8 protein-coding genes and 2 pseudogenes are annotated in these 17,434 nt (G+C 41.8%); 4 read left to right on the top strand and 6 right to left on the bottom strand.

What is annotated here, in order from left to right; translation table 11 throughout:
• Positions 1 to 101: 101 nt before the first annotated feature.
• The 6 genes and pseudogenes from HUN01_RS29325 to HUN01_RS36695 all read right to left on the bottom strand — a co-directional run.
• Complete coding sequence (locus HUN01_RS29325; RefSeq protein WP_238845713.1) at positions 102 to 3,077, bottom strand: acetate and sugar kinases/Hsc70/actin family protein; 2,976 nt, start codon at positions 3,075 to 3,077, stop codon at positions 102 to 104.
• A gap of 240 nt (positions 3,078 to 3,317) precedes the next feature.
• Positions 3,318 to 4,109, bottom strand: coding sequence for an Rpn family recombination-promoting nuclease/putative transposase (locus tag HUN01_RS29320; RefSeq protein WP_181929117.1), 792 nt, complete (start codon positions 4,107 to 4,109; stop codon positions 3,318 to 3,320).
• Positions 4,110 to 4,162: 53 nt separating this feature from the next.
• On the bottom strand, positions 4,163 to 6,706 hold the full coding sequence (locus HUN01_RS29315) for a P-loop NTPase family protein (RefSeq protein ID WP_181929116.1): 2,544 nt from the start codon (positions 6,704 to 6,706) through the stop codon (positions 4,163 to 4,165).
• Between the two features lie 798 nt (positions 6,707 to 7,504).
• Positions 7,505 to 8,416, bottom strand: a complete 912-nt coding sequence (locus HUN01_RS29310) for an exosortase-dependent surface protein XDP2 (RefSeq protein ID WP_181929115.1) — start codon at positions 8,414 to 8,416, stop codon at positions 7,505 to 7,507.
• Between the two features lie 334 nt (positions 8,417 to 8,750).
• Positions 8,751 to 8,903 (bottom strand): annotated as a pseudogene (locus HUN01_RS29305) (IS4 family transposase); the annotation flags it as partial.
• 125 nt (positions 8,904 to 9,028) lie between these two features.
• Positions 9,029 to 9,270, bottom strand: a pseudogene (locus tag HUN01_RS36695) (IS4 family transposase); the annotation flags it as partial.
• A gap of 435 nt (positions 9,271 to 9,705) precedes the next feature.
• Between HUN01_RS36695 and HUN01_RS29295 the strand changes: the two are divergent.
• The 4 genes from HUN01_RS29295 (at position 9,706) to HUN01_RS29280 (ending at position 17,321) form a co-directional block, all read left to right on the top strand.
• A complete protein-coding gene (locus tag HUN01_RS29295; RefSeq protein ID WP_238845711.1) occupies positions 9,706 to 13,044 on the top strand; it encodes a PAS domain S-box protein in 3,339 nt (1,112 codons plus the stop codon).
• A gap of 282 nt (positions 13,045 to 13,326) precedes the next feature.
• Positions 13,327 to 14,049, top strand: coding sequence for a cyclase family protein (locus HUN01_RS29290; RefSeq protein WP_181929114.1), 723 nt, complete (start codon positions 13,327 to 13,329; stop codon positions 14,047 to 14,049).
• 114 nt (positions 14,050 to 14,163) lie between these two features.
• The gene (locus HUN01_RS29285) at positions 14,164 to 15,660 is read left to right on the top strand and encodes an aldehyde dehydrogenase family protein (protein ID WP_181929113.1); all 1,497 of its coding nucleotides are present in this window, start codon (positions 14,164 to 14,166) and stop codon (positions 15,658 to 15,660) included.
• A gap of 545 nt (positions 15,661 to 16,205) precedes the next feature.
• Positions 16,206 to 17,321, top strand: coding sequence for a thiamine phosphate synthase (locus tag HUN01_RS29280; RefSeq protein ID WP_181929112.1), 1,116 nt, complete (start codon positions 16,206 to 16,208; stop codon positions 17,319 to 17,321).
• Positions 17,322 to 17,434 lie beyond the last annotated feature (113 nt).

The raw sequence follows: 17,434 nt of genomic DNA, 5'->3' as shown, positions 1-17,434 counted from the left end.
AGCAAATTAACTTGGCAAACCTCTGCGCCCCTTAGCGTTTACTCCGCGCTCCTTTGCGTTTAAAAAACTTAATTTCTTTCAGCGCAGAGGAACACAGAGGTTTAATGTATGCCGCAAAATGGATCGCGTTCTTTATCAACTTCATTGGGCTGCAATTCTAATTCAGCAAGATAAACGCATCCCTCTTCTTTTAGACATTCCTGACTGTTTGATGTCCAGTAAGGTACTTCACCAGCGTGCATCCGCAGAATACCTTGATCATCGAGAGTTACCCGATATTGGCAAGGGTAATCTGTTGTCAGATCTGGTTTGGTGAGTGCGCCAATTCTTATCCATTTTTTGCTGTTAGTTTCTGTATCTGTTTGATAAACATAGAAAGTATGCTGGCCAGTTTGCGGGAAAGGAGGTAAGGGATTACTAATTAACCCAATTCCTGGTTCCGTCACACCATCACGCAGATAGTGAAATTTTTGGAACAACTTACTACCATCATTTCCTACTTCAAATACAAGATGATAAGCATCTGGCTGATCAACAGTTGCAGACTCAATAACATTGACGGCAATATCACCATCATTTAAGTCTTTATTAAAGCCTTCCACAGCAATATTCCAATTTAATTTACCATCAGTAAATAGCGCTGAATATTCTGAAACTACCGATTCCAAATCAATGCCAGGAATATCAATTAAATAATGGGGATTTCCTTGACAAAGCAACACATTAAACTCAAGGGTTTGGTCAATTTCAAACTGGACTTTAATTTTTTTCAGAAACTCCGCTTCTGGCATTCCCAGTTTATTCATGAGGTTTTTGCCGTCAAAGCTACCCCATAGTCGTAAATCTCCATCCTCGTAGTCTTGACGGTAAATAATATTAGTTAATTGGATTCCTTGCCATGCAGTACGAACTTTGGCGACAGTTTCCCAAGGTGCGAGTTGATAGAGTTCTTGTCCAGCTTTAAATATGGTCAGTAAATCGTTACTTTGAGTTTTGCGTTTGAAGTTACAAGGCAAATAATAAAACAGATTTTTGACATCAATTTCTAGCTGGTTGGCTCCCTTACGCAACAAGCTTTTGGACTCTTCTGGATCGAACCTTAATCTTCGCAGTTTCTCAGCATAGCAAGCACCAGCGGAGGTGGCTAATTTGGTAAATTCCAACACAAAGGTAATTCGTTCTGGATTCCAGACAAAATATGGAGACTTACTAAATTCTTGGTAGATTTGGCGCTGCACTATGTCTAAATTACAAGTTTTTCCAGACAAAATTAACCAATCAACTTTTTGGGAATTCCAAGAATCTTTGGTGAGATCATCGGGACGCAAGCGACTTTCCATCAATCCTTTAGCAATCCCGATCGCTTCTTTAATTCCTGCAACGGCGGCACGTTCAAATTGATGGTTATCTAGGGTAACGCAGATGTTATTTGGATCTTGAACTTGCAATTTAACGGTACTTTGGGTAAGTAGTTCGGAAATTTGTTGTTCAGTAAGTGTGAAGGTTAATAGAGAATTATCTGATGGTGCTTTTTGCCCAAGTTTAAGTTTAGCGGCTTCCGCATAATCCCAAAGGATATAAAATGATTGCAGGCGTTGGGGTGCTTGTTGCCAACGGGTAGGTAATACTTTCTCTGCGGTATCTAGGGCATCTTTGTAAGCAATATCACCTTCTGGATTCTCTTTATCTAGACATTTTAAAATACTGCCAGTTTTGAATTTGCCTTGTTCTAAAAAACGCTCGTTTAATTCAGAACTAATTAAATCTTCTAGCTTTTCGCTTTCAATATCACCTGTTGTTACGGCTGTCAATAAAAAGTCTGCGATCGCAACTTTTAATAATCTAAAAATTCGCAGTGTAATTAATTCACCACCTAACTGTAAATGACCGGAAGAGCCTAATAGTTTGGGAGTAAGTTTATAGTAACGTCCTCCTAAACCTCGGTCTTCATAATCGGCAAAAGTAGGGGTTTTATCTTCTAAAGTTAGTTCAATTAAAGCTAAGTCTGTGGTTCCGCCACCGATATCCAACACGAGGACATTTTGTGACCATTTATTTCCTACTTGACGGCAACGAGTTTTGAATGATTCGATGCCAATATTTAGATTACCGCCAAATTCTCGCCACAAAAAGAATATTGCCACGGAAACGGCTTCATCATAAGCAGTTTGGACATCATCGATCCCCAATTGCTCAACAAATTCCTTAACTTCCTTGCGAACAACTGGTGGGGCGACAGTTGGGTAAGTGACAACTGCTGTTAAAAAAGTCCCTTCTGAAAATCTGCGTTGGGCGCGTTGACGGTAATCTTCAGTTAACTCGATTAAATGCGCCCAAGCAGATTGGATTAGTTGATTAGCAGTAATTATTTCTTCTTCACCATCCAAAATAATTGAAAACGATCGCTCCTGACCAAAATAGCGTTTGGGTGAATGGTGAAATCTGCTGATAATTTCCTTTAAAGAACTGCTTGTACCTTGAGCGATCGCTTTTTTGCGGTTATCTCTAGCTTCCCTACCCATCCGCAGTTTTAAGTCCCCTAACTGCGAAATTTCCAACTCGCTGGGAATTTCCGTATCGCGGCGATCGATATCTAGCACAACTGGGATCAGATTTTGCGACTCTAGGGTAGGGACGCGGAATACCTCATGATAGATTTGGTAAAGTTTTTTGCTGACAGCACGGCGAAACCTCTCGCTGTTTCCTAAAGAAAGCTCAATTTGGCGAATTGCTTCCAAAAATCGCTCTTTATTGTCACTTTCAAATACTTCACTCAATCGGCTGGGTTCTATCTCCAGATTTTTGCTAATTTCGATGATAAACTTTGCCCAATCATCATCGCTGACATCTGGTAAAGCCACAGAGGCGGGAGAACTCAGCCATTGTGATAAGCGATCGCGCAACCGCATCTCTTGTTCTTTGGGGAGAATTTCTGCGATCGGTACTTCAATGGGATCGAAGAGTGTAACTGTGGAGTTTGACGTACCAAAATCTAAAGCAAACCATCCCGGAAATCTTTTTTGTGGTTTCTCGCTTGGTTCTTGATCACTATATTTGTTGAGTTGAAAAGGGTTCATTATAGTATCACTTTCTGTTGTTTGTTTTATAGCTGGCTAAAAACTGTAATGTTGTATCATAAAATTACAAATTTAGAGAATTCTTTGGTCTTGTACCACTGATTCTCTTTAGCACTGGCTTTTTTATTTGGCGCGATATCTACGTAGGGCTACGCTTTTTTTTATATGAAAGGGCGTAGGCGTAGCCCAAACTTGGCATTGCTATGAAAATTACGGCAGTTACTAAGTTGATGTTGAAGATTATTGCTCAGTTGCAAGTCTTACTTGTTCGATAGTTAAATCAAGTAACTGGGCAACCTCTTCCATCGACATACCACGAGCTAAGAACCGAGGTACAAGTTCAAGTTTTAATTCTTCTCGTCCTTCTTCTCGTCCTTCTTGTTTAGCTTCTTGATAAACTCTAGTTTCTTCTAACTTAACTCCTAACATTGCCTCTACCTCTTCACGACTTAAGTTGGCAAATTTATAAACAGCGATCGTTGTGATTACATCTATTATCTCCTTCTTAGCTAAAACAGTTATCTGCTCTTGCTGCACCCGCTCAATTAAACGTTTCGCTTCTTGCACCATTTGATTGTCTGAAGCAATAGTCAACTGCATCAAACTGATACCTACTTTTTGCTCATCAGGATTACCTAACTCATCCAAATAAATTCGTTGTACTTGGGAACTGTTCAGTAACGATCTGTGAATAGTCGTGTTTTCCGGTTCCAAGTTGCGAGACTGTAAAATAATTACCCCATACCAGTCATCGTAAAGCGACGGGTTACGATACATATACAGCATGGATTCGGTGAAAAAGCGATGATACAGTAACTCATCCTTTTGGAATTGCACCTCAGCAAAAAAGATCATTTGAGATGTTGCATTTGGTGGAGGTAAAAACACCCCATCAATCCGAAACGTTGGTTCTTTAACTTCAACTGATTCAAAGCGATAGCTACTAGCTTCGGCTGGTGGCTGTTCTACTAACTCGAAAAACAATCCTGGGACACGCTTGAAAATTGTATAAAAAATTGCATCACGTCTCACAAATACATCCTCATCTCCGAAGCCGATCGCAATCAGTCATTTTCTCAGTTAGCTCATCTCAAATCATCTAAATAAGAAACAGCAGCAAGTTCTGAAATAATCTGCAACCAAGTAGGAATTGCGATCTCAGGTGCTAATTCCCCAGCCGCTAGATATCTGAGCAAAGTTTCTTTTTTTGAAAGGTTTTGCAAACTAGGAATAATTTGATCCAAAATACCTTCTAATTCGGAATTAATTTGTTGATTAACTTCGCTAACATACTGCACAAGATGAAGGCTAGCGCTAGCGGTGATTTCATCTCGTAGCCGCAGGACTAAAAGTTGATGATTGCTCGATCTGGGTAAGCCTTGGCTTTTTTCTGGTGCCCAGTCAAAGATTTGACCAACGTTGTGTTTCTCGTCTTGACGCGCTAGAGGAAAGATGGTTTCAGGTGCAACGGTTTTGTCTTTACTACTGATTTCCGAGATGATTGCTTCTTTCCATTCATTCGGATCGCATCCTAGTAATAACTTGTAAAAGAGATCAGCATCTTCAAAACCAAATTTATCTTCAATTTCTTGCTCCATTTCTGGATGAAAAAATATCTGCAATTGTTCGCGTTCTGGGGCTACATAATTTGATAGTTGGTTCAATAAATCTACCACTGCTTGATGAATGCGATCGCGGGCAAAATCTTCTACTTCCTTAACGGTTTTCTCAAAAACTGGATAAAAATCATCGCTTTTAGTCGGAAGGGAAGTATTTACACGGTTTCCCCGATCAAATAATTTCCCGGCTGCACCTTTAGATTCTGCCAGAGCGATCGCTCCATTGTTGGCTTTGTTGAAGAGTAAAGTCCACTGGTTCCAATTGAGGATTCTAAAAGTGAGTTCGTCTTTAACTACATCGCTGACGACAACACCGCGCCGGTCTTTCAGTGGTTCTGTTCCTAAATCTTTTTGAAAATTTCTGTAGATTTTATCCAAGCTTTCGACCACAGAGCGCAACTCGATAAATGCAGGACTGTCTCCTGTGGGAATGCCTTGCTCGTGAATTTCATCTATGATGTCTTTCAAGTGATCTTGTTGCTGACTCACCACATCAGCAGCTCTGCGAGTATCTTCATACAGTTGCTTTAAACCATGAGTAGCTACGTGGGTTTGAATCAATTCCCGCAGCTTACTAAGACCCCCATCTTGACCAAAGTAACCTACCTGTTTGCCCAAAGAGCTACGGGGATCAGCATCTAGTAGCCGTTCACTTAAGCGCCCCCATTTATCTTGTAGCCGTTTAGACCGATCTAGATAATCAGGATAATCCAAGTTAGCCAAAAAATCTGGTGAGCCTGCTTTGACTGTAGTAGAACGTTTTGCTAATTCAGCCAATCCCAACAGTGGCGACAGTAAAACGATCCGGTCTTTTTGGGTTGTAAACGCCTCTGCACCGTCAATGGTAGTTTGCAGAACTTTGAGTTTTTGGAAAACCGTTTCTTCGTACAAATATGGGCTATCTTCAATCAGTTGGTCAAGTTCTCTTTCGCCACCCTCGCTGTCTAGGGGTAGTTGATCGAAGCGACCCACACCTACGAGAATTAAATCTTTCAGGTCTTGTCCTGGTCGCTGCTGCTGCATCATGGTAAAGATTTTATTGGCGCGATCGCTCCCCGGCGATTTACCATTTAGCAATACCAAAATTGTTTGTACTTCTGCCAATTCTCGCAGTGACAAAAAGGTATCCCTAGCGCCCGAATTAGCAGCCCCCAACCCTGGAAAGTCGATGAGAATAAATTTGGCTGCACCTGCAAAATCCCAAATTTCCCGTGATATTTTTACATCGATATCTACGCGGCGGATGAGTGGGAAACTGTTTTGCAATAACTTTGTTGGTAGCCTTTGGGGTGGACTCGGTAATCGGATATGCGCTGGGGGTAAATCCTCAAATTTCAGAGTTTGGATTGCCATTGGCTGTTCGACTAGCTGTAGCCCCTCGCGGGCGGTGATAGCATCAATCTGGTAGTGCCCACCACACATAACTTCCCCATAAGCTTGATAAGCCCGCAAGAATAATACCAACTCCCGGAGTAAATAACGTAGCTCTAAATTGTTACTGCTATTCCATGCTTCTTCACACCAGCCAATAATATCGTTGCCAGAGTTGAGTTTTGATACTGGTATCGGAGGAAGCCCTGCTGCTGTTGTTCGTTTATTGGCTTCCCCTAACATGAAGCGCAGACACTCATGTACTCCTTCATGAGAAAGATACTCTACCGTAAAGTTACTTAATTGTGTCGTTGCGAAATCGTCTTGCGGGATAATATGTATGGCAGTAACATTACCTGTAGTGGGATTTTCACTGACTGGCAAAGCATCAGCATATCCAATTAGACTGCCTAAAAGTAGAGTTTTTCCACTACTGAATTCCCCCATCACACCAATTTTCACAGGCGAAGTTGCCAGGTCTACAGTTTTCTGGGCAGCTGACCGCAGATGCAGGAGACACTCATCAAGACTAGCTGGAACCCAATCTTCTTGTTTAGAAGGGTACTGGGGCACAGAATCTATCTTTCGGAGGATGAATTCGCCGTACTCCTTAAAACGGCCCAGTTTATCTGGTTCCATAGAGTAGTTTCCGCCTAACATTAATTTCTGTGAGCTTTATAACATATAAAATGCGATTTCTAGCCATTGTTGCAATGTGTTGATATTACATTTAGCATTTCTCTCATTTAACTTGCGATTGTGGGATGAAGCATTTTCAACGGTCAAGACAATTTTGAAACATTGGGTTTTGTTAGGAAAATTGAAGAAGAATTCAGAAGTCAGAATGGGCTAAACGCCCCGCTAACGCTAACAGGAGTCAGAATCAAGATGCTCTATGACTTGCTAACGCTACGCTATCAAAATTCATTCTGTTAGCGGATAGCTAAGGTTTAGCCCATTCTGGCTCCTGACTCCTGAATTCTGTTTTACTAAAGTTGGGTTTTATACCACTAAATTATTGAAGACCGCTTAGTAAAGATGTGGGTATTAAACCCTTTTATACAAATGATTTAAGGAATAAGAGTTTTAGACAATTTTTGCGTAAGTCCTTAAGATACAAGGTTTTTGGTGCTAACCCAAGGGTATTAGAATATAATTCACTACTACACAAGCCAAATCCGCCTAAGCAAAAATTTTTAAACCAACGGAGGTGGGTAAAGTTTCGTGTAGCCGCAATAAATCGCCGTCTTTACAATAATCAGTCCTTTGTAGAGACGGCGATTTATCGCGTCTCTTGCCTTACCGTATTGGGAGATGAATGGGAGACTTACAGGTATAGATTTTTACCAAAAAAAGACCTCTCCTTAGTTGTACTAAGTGATAGAGGTCTTTAGAGTTATGTTATTTTAGCTAACAGTTTAAAAACTGCTTGTTATATCAGCCTATAACTATTCTCTTACGCTTGAAGATGATCCCTAAACCGCCCACTAACAGTGCGCCCATAATAGTAGAGGATTCAGGAACAGCTTTAACCGTTGCTGCTATAACTTTGAAATCTGGCCCATTGTCGTTAGGAATACCAGAAATAAGCCCATTATTGTTAGAGCTAGTTAATCGTAGTGTTTGGGTAGTGATTCCATCTAAACTAATGCCTCTGGAGCCAATATTGAAAGGCCCATTGTTAAGGATGGGGAATACCTGACTACTGATGTTATAGTCGGCTTTGGTGTAGTTTTGCCTCAAAATTTTGTAAGTCGCTATAACTTCATTATTTTCACCCAAAGCTTCCACCAATAAATCGCTATCGCCTGCAATTGGACCACCTGCTGCTCCACCACGCTCCCAAAAGAAGAAGGTATTCACGGGATTGGCGAAGGAAACTTCAATGCTGGCTGTATCTGCATTTTCTCGCGTCACCAGAATGCTATTTAGATTTAAGTTCCCCAAACTGTCAACAATGTCTTGAGCAGTTGGGTTTGGTTTTGAGGGGCCTTCTGGAAGCAGGGCGTCATCAGGAGTATTGGGGCCTCGTCCTGAATTCAGTACACCGAATACATTTCCATCTGGGAGAGTGTATGTATCATTTTGGAGAATCTCTGCTCCCGTGACAACTTCAAAGCTACTAATCGTTTTTCCACCAAATTCTACTGAATCCAACCGGATATCCCTTGTGGGATCATTGAGTAGACTAGATGTAGGGTCGTTAATCGGAGTAGCTGTGACATTAGTTTTAAACGAAAATGATGTGAATGATGCTGCCTGAGCAGGTACTGTTATTATTAAAGAAGCCACTGATATAGAAGCAGCACTTGTTGCGATCGCTATTGTCTTTGCAAAGATATTTGTCATTTGTATTTTCACCTTGGTAGACACCAAAAAAACTTACCTGAGTGAATCAGATAAATTACTAGACAGAATAAAATTAGTCGCACAGTCTCAAATGTGTGCAACCTCACCCCCGCTTCTGCAAAGAGCGAATTATCAGACTTTTTTACACTTCGGGCAATTAAATCCTTCAGTTTTTGAAAGTCTTTAATCAGATTTACGATTCTTTACTACTAAATCTTGGTCAATTTACCGTAGTTTAGTAGAACTATCCCATAGCTTTTTGTCTGTGTCAATTGGTCAAAAAAAGTTTTTATAACTTTTGTGTGGGTGATCCTTTCAGCCAATCTTAGCCAATTTACGAGGGTTCAACGCCCGTAGAAACGGGATGAATACGTCCTAAAGAAGTAAGCTTGGCAAAAATCTGGGTTAATAAAATAGGCTCAGGCATTTTAGGAAGCATTTTTAAAATTTCATAGATATATCGAAAACCACGATTGGGAGCCTTAAGGGACTTCCAAATAACAAAACATCCCAAATTTCTTGTGGGATGGGTGTCCCCACCCGTCGCAGATTTAGGGCGCTCATGTTGCCCACCCCACAAAATGGATAATTTATTTCTTGGAAGTCCCTAAGATCGATAATGCCAGAGTCGGGATTGTGTTGACGAAAATCTAAGAGTTGATGATGGGATAAGTTGATCATAAAGAATGCGTGTTTTAGCAGCATTAGTCACCGCAGTTTGACTGAGGTTCGTAAAGTTTTCCAATACCAGAACTGCTTGGCATCTCGAAAATTAAACTCGATTTGGAAGCACAGTTTGTCATAGTCAATTATTTTTATTAAGACAAATTTAGGTCAATATAAAATAGAATCATCGGACACTAGTTCGTGCTGAATTCTTCTTGATAAAAATTAATATTTATTTTGTATTAAACTATTGTGAATTTCTTGTAAAGACATAAACGCCTCACGGAGAATCATGTAGTTTTAGTGAAGTTCAATCGGGTTTTTCAGCAACGAAATTGCATAGCTAAGATGAATTTATCGGTGATTTTCAGAAGAAACAAAGTCAAACAACCTTCCTGACATATAGAGTTTAAAATTCACCAAAAATGCTCAACTTAATCTTAATGATAACTTCAGCATTTTTTAAATTTATTTACAGTAAAAGAGGAATTGCTGCACATATAAAAATAAATAAAGTATTAAGATAGTTAGCAGGCTGGCATGAAAAAGATTATATCCATGTATTAAGAAATCATATTTTCAGACTATTAACTTCATAATTTAGGCAGAGCAGGCAGGCAAAAGTGTTTTCTAAAAAGGTGCAGAGCTACATTAACCAAATCATCATTGCCCCATCAGAAATACAACAGGATGAAAAAGTATTTTGGCAGCAGGCGGATACCGCTCCTCTGATGATTTGGATGTCTGGATACAATGCACTTTACTGTTACTTCAATTCCAATTGGCTGGAATTTACTGGCACAACAACAGGTACATCTGCATTTGGGCAAGGAGAGGAGATAGGCAATATCTGGACTTGTAGTGTCCATCCAGAAGATAGACCGCGATGTGAAGATATATACCTAAAAGCATTTGCTGTACATGATTCTTTCCAGAGGCAATATCGCTTGCGTCGGGCTGATGGCGAATATCACTGGATTTTAGATACAGCCGCGCCAAGATTTGCAGCAGATGGTAGCTTTGTCGGTTATATCGGTTATTGTATTGATCTAACAGAAGTGCCGAGAGTGGTATGTCAACCTTCCCTAACAGAAAGCTGCTCGTCATCTACGAATTCCTCTCGCCGCTTACGTAAAATTACAGGAAATAAACAGGCATCAGAATTAGCAAAAGCACTAGAAAAACTGGAAGCTGAAACTACAAAACGCCAAGCAGTTGAAGCACAGTTAAGCCAAAAAACATCAGAGTTGGCAGCAATTTTGCAAGTGCTTCCTGATTTTTACTTTCGTCTCAATGCTGATGGAATTATCCTAGATTACAAGCCAGGAAAGAATCAGAGTCTATATATTCCACCAGGAGATTGTCAGGGCAAGAGTTTGCGAGAATGTTTACCGACTGGTGTAGGCGATCGCTTCCAACAAGAAATAACTCAAGTAATTGAAACTCAATATGAAGTCAGTTTTGAATATACCTTACCGCTACCAGAAAAAAACAATATTTTTGAAGCTAGGTTATTACCATTACCAGGCCAGCAAGTTATAGTTCTTATCCGCGACATCTGCGACAAAACTCAAGCAGCATTAATCGAAAGCGATGCCAAGTTTCGCAGCATTGTGGAAAATGCCAATAACGTTATTTTTTCGCTGACACTTGAAGGAATATTTTCCTACGTTTCTCCTAACTGGACAGAAGTTTTTGGGCATGAGGTTGCAGAGGTTGAAGGCAAATCTTTTATTCCCTTTATACATCCTGACGATGTGCATATCTGTGTCGATTATTTTAAAAGAATTTTGACAACAGGCGAAAAACAAAAAGCAATTGAATATCGAGTCCAACACAAAAATGGTACTTGGCGATGGCATACAAGCAACTCATCTGCTATTAGAGACGCCAATGGTAATATTGTAAACTTCGTTGGTATTTGCCATGACACCAGCGATCGCAAACAAGCAGAGGAAGCTTTAGCAGAACGGGCGCGTTTAGCAAATTTTCGTGCCGATGTAGATGCGGCCCTTACCCAGAGTGACAGCTTACAGAACATGATGCGCCGCTGCACCGATGCTTTAGTTGAACATCTTGATGCAGCCTTTGCTCGCATCTGGATACTGAACAAACAAGATAATGTATTGGAGTTGCAAATCAGTTCGGGGATGTACACCCATATCAATGGGCCCCATCAATGTGTGCCAGTCGGTCAATTCAAAATTGGTTTGATTGCCGAAGAAGGCAAACCCCACCTCACTAACTCTGTACAGACAGATCCCCGCGTGGGTAACAAAGAGTGGGCGCAGCGAGAGGGTATGGTTGCCTTTGCTGGCTATCCCTTAATTGTTGAAGATGAAACTGTAGGGGTGATAGCCATGTTTTCCCGCCAAACAGTGACAGAATCAACTTTCATCGCATTAGAATTTGCCGCCCAGGAGATTGCTATTGGCATTAAGCGCAAACAAGCAGAAATTGCACTCAAAGAAAGTGCCCAACGGGAAGCACTACTTAATCGTCTTTCTAATCAGATTCGAGCTTCCTTGGATCTCAATTACATTGTAGAAACAGCAGTGCAGGAGATTCACAACTTATTCCAGATTGATCGCTGCGCCTTCTTTTGGTATCGGCAAGACGCTGATGTACCATACTGGGATAAAGTATATGAGGCGAAAAGTTCCTTTTTACCCTGTCTGCTTAACGACCAAGAAGCAACTAATGCAGAAATCGAATTAATCGCAGCTAAAACTTTGAACGGAGAAATCATCCGTATTAATAATGTAGAGACTGTGGGCGATTCCATAGCACGGCAGTTTTTGCAGGATTTTGGTTTCACTGCCTTTATGTCACTGCCCGTACACACTCAATCTGGTGAAATTGGCACATTTAGCTGTGGTTATTGTAGCGGCTTGCGACCTTGGCTAGACAACGAAGTAGAATTATTACAAGCAGTTACAGTTCAACTAGCGATCGCCATTGACCAAGCTAAACTTTACACCCAAAGTCGTATCGCCGCCCAAACTGCCCAAGATAAAGCCCAGCAATTAGAAGCGGCGCTGCTAAAACTTCAACAAACTCAAGCGCAACTGATTCAAACTGAAAAAATGTCCAGTTTGGGACAATTGGTTGCAGGTATTGCCCATGAAATCAATAATCCCGTCAATTTTATTTACGGCAATATTACCCACGCCCGTGAATATACTAAGGATTTGCTGTACTTAGTAGACCTTTATCAACAGAGTTACTGCCCACCAACACCAGAAATTCACCAACAAATCCACGCCATTGATTTAGACTTTCTCAAGCAAGATTTGCCCAAAATCCTGGATTCTATGAACATGGGAGCCGAACGCATTCGGCAGATTGTCCTGTCTTTACGCAATTTTTCTCGCCATGATGAAGACGGCACAAAGGCAGTGGATATTCATCAAGGTATTGATAGCACCTTGCTGCTATTGCAAAATCGCCTGAAAGCCAAACCAGGAAATCCCGAAATCCAGGTAATCCGAGAGTACGGCAACCTGCCACCAATAGTCTGTCACGCTGGACAGATGAATCAGGTATTTATGAATCTGTTGACAAATGCGATCGATGTTTTGGAAGAGGGACTGGGGATTGGGGACTGGGGACTAGGGACTGGGGAATGGGGAAAAGTTTTCCAAATACCCAATGCCCCATGCCCAATGCCCAATGCCCAATGCCCCATTCCCACAATTCGCATTCGTAGCTTTATTCAAGAAGACCGTGTAATCATTAGCATTGCCGACAATGGCCCAGGCATGACTGAGGAAGTACGCAAACGCCTATTTGATCCCTTCTTCACTACAAAACCTGTGGGTAAAGGTACGGGTATGGGTTTGTCAATTAGCTACCAGATTGTTGTCAGCAAACATGGTGGTCAAATCCAGTGTATTTCAGCACCAGGACAAGGTTCTGAGTTTGTGGTTATGATTCCACTACAGGAGCAACCCTCAACGTAGATATCACAAAACCTTAACCTAAATTTAATTAAAAGTTAATCTATTGGTTGTTAACTAAGATTAATTCACTTTTTGCTGCAACATTTGAACCCCCCAAAAAACCTGAAATTTTCAGGGATTGGGGGGATTATTTCTCATAATATAGGGAATTAAGAGTCAAGTGTTGCAGGGAAATTGATTTAAAAACTTTGTAATGGTAGTACTATCTTTGCGTAGGCGTAGCCCAACCCAGGCATCGCACCTTTGAAAAAAATCCCTGAGTACAAATAATAGAAGGCTGGGATGATACAACCCCGAAGTCAAAATAGTATCACCTACACACAGGTTATCCACCTAAGTCATGTCATTGACATAGACATTCCCCAATGGTCTGGAGATCCCATAGTAGAATTTGAAACTGTAGCTGAACTAAATAATGATGGCTATTACCTGCGGCGTTTCTCCTTGGGGGAGCATAGCGCTACCCATATCAACGCCCCTAACAGCTTTCATAGTTTTGCCGTGGGAATTGACCAATACCCAGCCCAATCTTTAGTTGTACCTGCGGTGGTCATCAATATTTGCCAAGCCACAGCGGTTAATCCTGATTATGCCCTGACTATTGCTGATGTTTTGGCTTGGGAAGAAGAATACGGTGAAGTTTATCCTGGCCGCGTAGTTTTACTGAATACTGGTTGGCAAAAAAAGTGGTTGGATAAAAGTGCATTCCTCAATCATGATGCTCAAGGGATTCCCCACTTTCCCGGATTTGGCAGCGATGCGACTCAATTTTTACTCAATGAACGGCAAATCGCTGGGGTAGGAATTGATACTCATGGTGTAGATCCTGGACAGGATAACAGTTTTGCGATTAATCGCCTAGTTTTAGAACAACCGCGCATTGTCTTGGAAAATCTGACAAATTTGGATCAACTACCAGCTAAAGGTACTACTCTAGCGATCGCACCTCTAAGATTGCGTGGTGGTTCTGGTTCTCCTGTGGGGGTGTTGGCGTTCATCCCTTAATTTTTATATCTATATTTGCTTCTTACCCCAATTTTGTAAACTTGAGGATAACCTAGAAAGCAAGCAAACTTAATACACAAAGTTTCAGTAGATCATCAGCCGGAGATTTTCAAAATGACAACTCCGCTATCTTGCCGCAATTATATAGACGGTCAATGGTTGAGTGCTGGAGGAGAAGCAACCCTAGAAAGTCGCAACCCTGCTGACAAAACCGAAGTGGTTGCCACATTTCCCCGTTCTCAAGTTAAAGATGTAGATACAGCGGTAGCCGCCGCCCGTAAAGCCTACCGCAGTTGGCGCACAGTCCCCGCCCCAGCTAGGGCAGAATACATCTTTCGCGTCGGGGAAATATTACTCCAGCATAAGGAAGAACTTGCCCAGTTAATCAGTCGGGAAATGGGTAAACCCTTGACAGAAGCCAGAGGAGATGTCCAAGAAGGTATTGACTGTGCATTTTACAGTGCTGGCGAAGGAAGGCGACTATTTGGGCAAACCACACCGTCGGAAATGTCCAATAAATTTGCCATGACTGTGCGGATGCCCATAGGAGTCTGTGCCTTAATTACTCCCTGGAATTTCCCAGTGGCAATTCCTTGCTGGAAAGCTATGCCAGCCTTGGTATGTGGTAATACAGTTATTCTCAAACCTGCCGAAGATACTTCCGCCTGTGCAACTAAATTGATTGAAATTTTTCAACAAGCAGGTTTACCACCAGGAGTAATTAACTTGGTGCATGGTGTGGGAGAAGAGGCGGGGAAAGCTTTAGTTGAGCATCCCAATGTCGATTTAGTCTCGTTTACCGGTTCTTCAGAAACGGGTGCTTTTGTCGGCGCTACTTGCGGACGCACTCACAAGCGTGTCTGTTTGGAAATGGGTGGTAAAAACGCTCAAGTGGTGATGGAAGATGCCGATTTGGAACTTGCTCTCGATGGTGCAGTGTGGGGAGCATTTGGGACAACCGGTCAACGATGTACAGCTACCAGTCGCTTGATTTTGCATCGTGATATCAAAGAAAAATTTACCGCTATGCTTTATGAGCGTACCAGTAAATTACGCTTGGGTGCTGGCATTGACCCAAATGCAGATATTGGCCCGATAGTCAATGAAAAACAACTCCAACAGGTGAGGAAGTATTTGGATATTGCTCGTGAAGAAGGAGCAAAAGTTTTAATTGGTGGAGAAATTGCCAGTGAAGGCTCACTGAAAAACGGTTACTTCTTTCAACCAACTATTTTGGATGATGTAACTCCTGATATGCGCGTCGCCCGTGAAGAGATATTTGGGCCAGTGGTGGTATTAATTGAGGTTAGCTCCTTTGAGGATGCGATCGCAATTCTCAACGATAGCAATTATGGTCTTTCTTCTTCAGTTTACACCCGCGATATCAACCGAGCTTTTACTGCCATGCGTGATATCGAAGCAGGCATCACTTATATTAACGGCCCTACTATTGGTGCAGAGGTACATTTGCCCTTTGGTGGTGTGAAACAAACTGGTAACGGACACCGCGAAGCTGGAACTACTGCTTTGGATGTTTTTACAGAGTGGAAAAGTGTTTATGTTGACTTTTCTGGAAGTTTGCAACGCGCTCAGATAGATAACCGCAGCTAGTTATATGCCAATACGCTTGGGTTAAGGCTTGATCCTTCATAATACCAATTCTATATAAGGCTGCGCTTTATTCATGTAGGGGCAATACCCTGCGGGGATTAACCAAGGTTTTACCCCACCCTAACCCTCCCCTTGCAAGGGCTACGGTGTACACACAAGTTCTTCTCACCCCCTCTAACTCCCCCTTGCCAAGGGGGAGAACCCGGATATTTCCCCCCTTTGCAAGGGGGGACTAAGGGGGGTAATTTGACTTGTGTATACACCGTGGGCTTGTAGGGTGGGGTTCTTCGGGTTTCATAAGTAATCAAGCGGACATGATATAAGTCCTACCACTATCGATTTTCTGGTATATCCCCTCTTGCCAGTCCTTTGTAAGCTTGTCATTTACCGTAAAATACTTGACTAACCTTAGTGCGAAACTGTAGCCTCAAACTACACTTATCACTGCCTATAGGAACATGGGATAATTTACCGTAACCCTCACTAATACGTTGTTTTGCGTAGATTCCGCAAAAATTGAGTAAAAAAAGCAAATTAATTAACTTATGGTTACTAGGACTTATGATAATTCACACTTCGATGAAAGCACTAATGGGGTTGTTGTAATGGTCGAGCCATACAGCCAAAAAGAGCAAATACAGCAAGTTGTTTACCGCATTTTAGATGCCAATTTAGACCGCGCTCGTGAGGGTTTGCGAATTATTGAGGAATGGTGTCGGTTTGGGTTGAATAATGCCCAGTTGGCTCTTGAATGCAAGCGCTTGCGACAAGAAGTAGCCAAGTGGCATACCTCAGAGTTGCGGGCAGCGCGAGATACACCAGGCGATCCTGGGACTGAATTAACTCATCCTCAAGAAGAAGAACGAGCTAGTATAAAATCGGTTTTGCAAGCTAACTTTTGCCGTATAGAAGAAGCGTTACGGGTGTTAGAAGAATATAGCAAGCTTTACCAACCGAATATGGCTAAAGCTTGTAAGCAGATGCGTTATCAAGTTTATACCCTAGAAAGTAGTTTAATGGGTCATCAGCGCCATCAATTATTGTGGCGATCGCGTTTATATCTTGTTACTTCCCCTAGTGAAAGTTTGTTGAACAATGTCGAAGCTGCACTCAAAGGTGGATTAACGCTTCTACAGTACCGTGATAAAACCGCTGATGATTCTTTGCGTTTGGAACAAGCTAGAAAATTACGCCAGTTATGCCATATCTACGGTGCTTTGTTTATCGTTAACGATCGCGTGGATGTAGCTTTAGCTGTGGATGCAGATGGAGTGCATCTAGGACAACAAGATATGCCTATTAACATTGCTAGGCAATTACTTGGTTCACAACGTCTGATAGGTCTTTCTACCACAAATAAAGAAGAAATGCAAGCAGCAATTGCTGAAGGTGTAGATTATATTGGCGTGGGGCCAGTTTATGAAACTCCGACGAAAATAGGTAAAGCCGCAACAGGTTTAGAATATGTCAGCTATGCAGCCAAAAATTGCTCAATCCCTTGGTTTGCGATTGGGGGAATAGATGCCAATAATATCAATGATGTGATTGATGCTGGAGCCGAACGTGTAGCGGTGGTGCGATCGCTCATGCAAGCTGAACAGCCTACCCTAGTGACGCAATATTTACTTTCCCAACTCAATCGCATTAAACCAGAACTTTAAAAGAGTCATTGGTCATTGGTCATTTGTCATTGGTCATTGGTCATTTGTCATTGGTCATTGGTCATTGGTCATTAGAAAAACTCCTCATTCCCCATTCCCCATTCCCCAGTCCC

Origin of the sequence: Nostoc edaphicum CCNP1411, assembly GCF_014023275.1 — a bacterium.
GTDB lineage: Bacteria > Cyanobacteriota > Cyanobacteriia > Cyanobacteriales > Nostocaceae > Nostoc > Nostoc edaphicum_A.
Note: the sequence above shows the minus strand (reverse complement) of the source record. Positions and strands in the feature narration are given on the sequence as shown.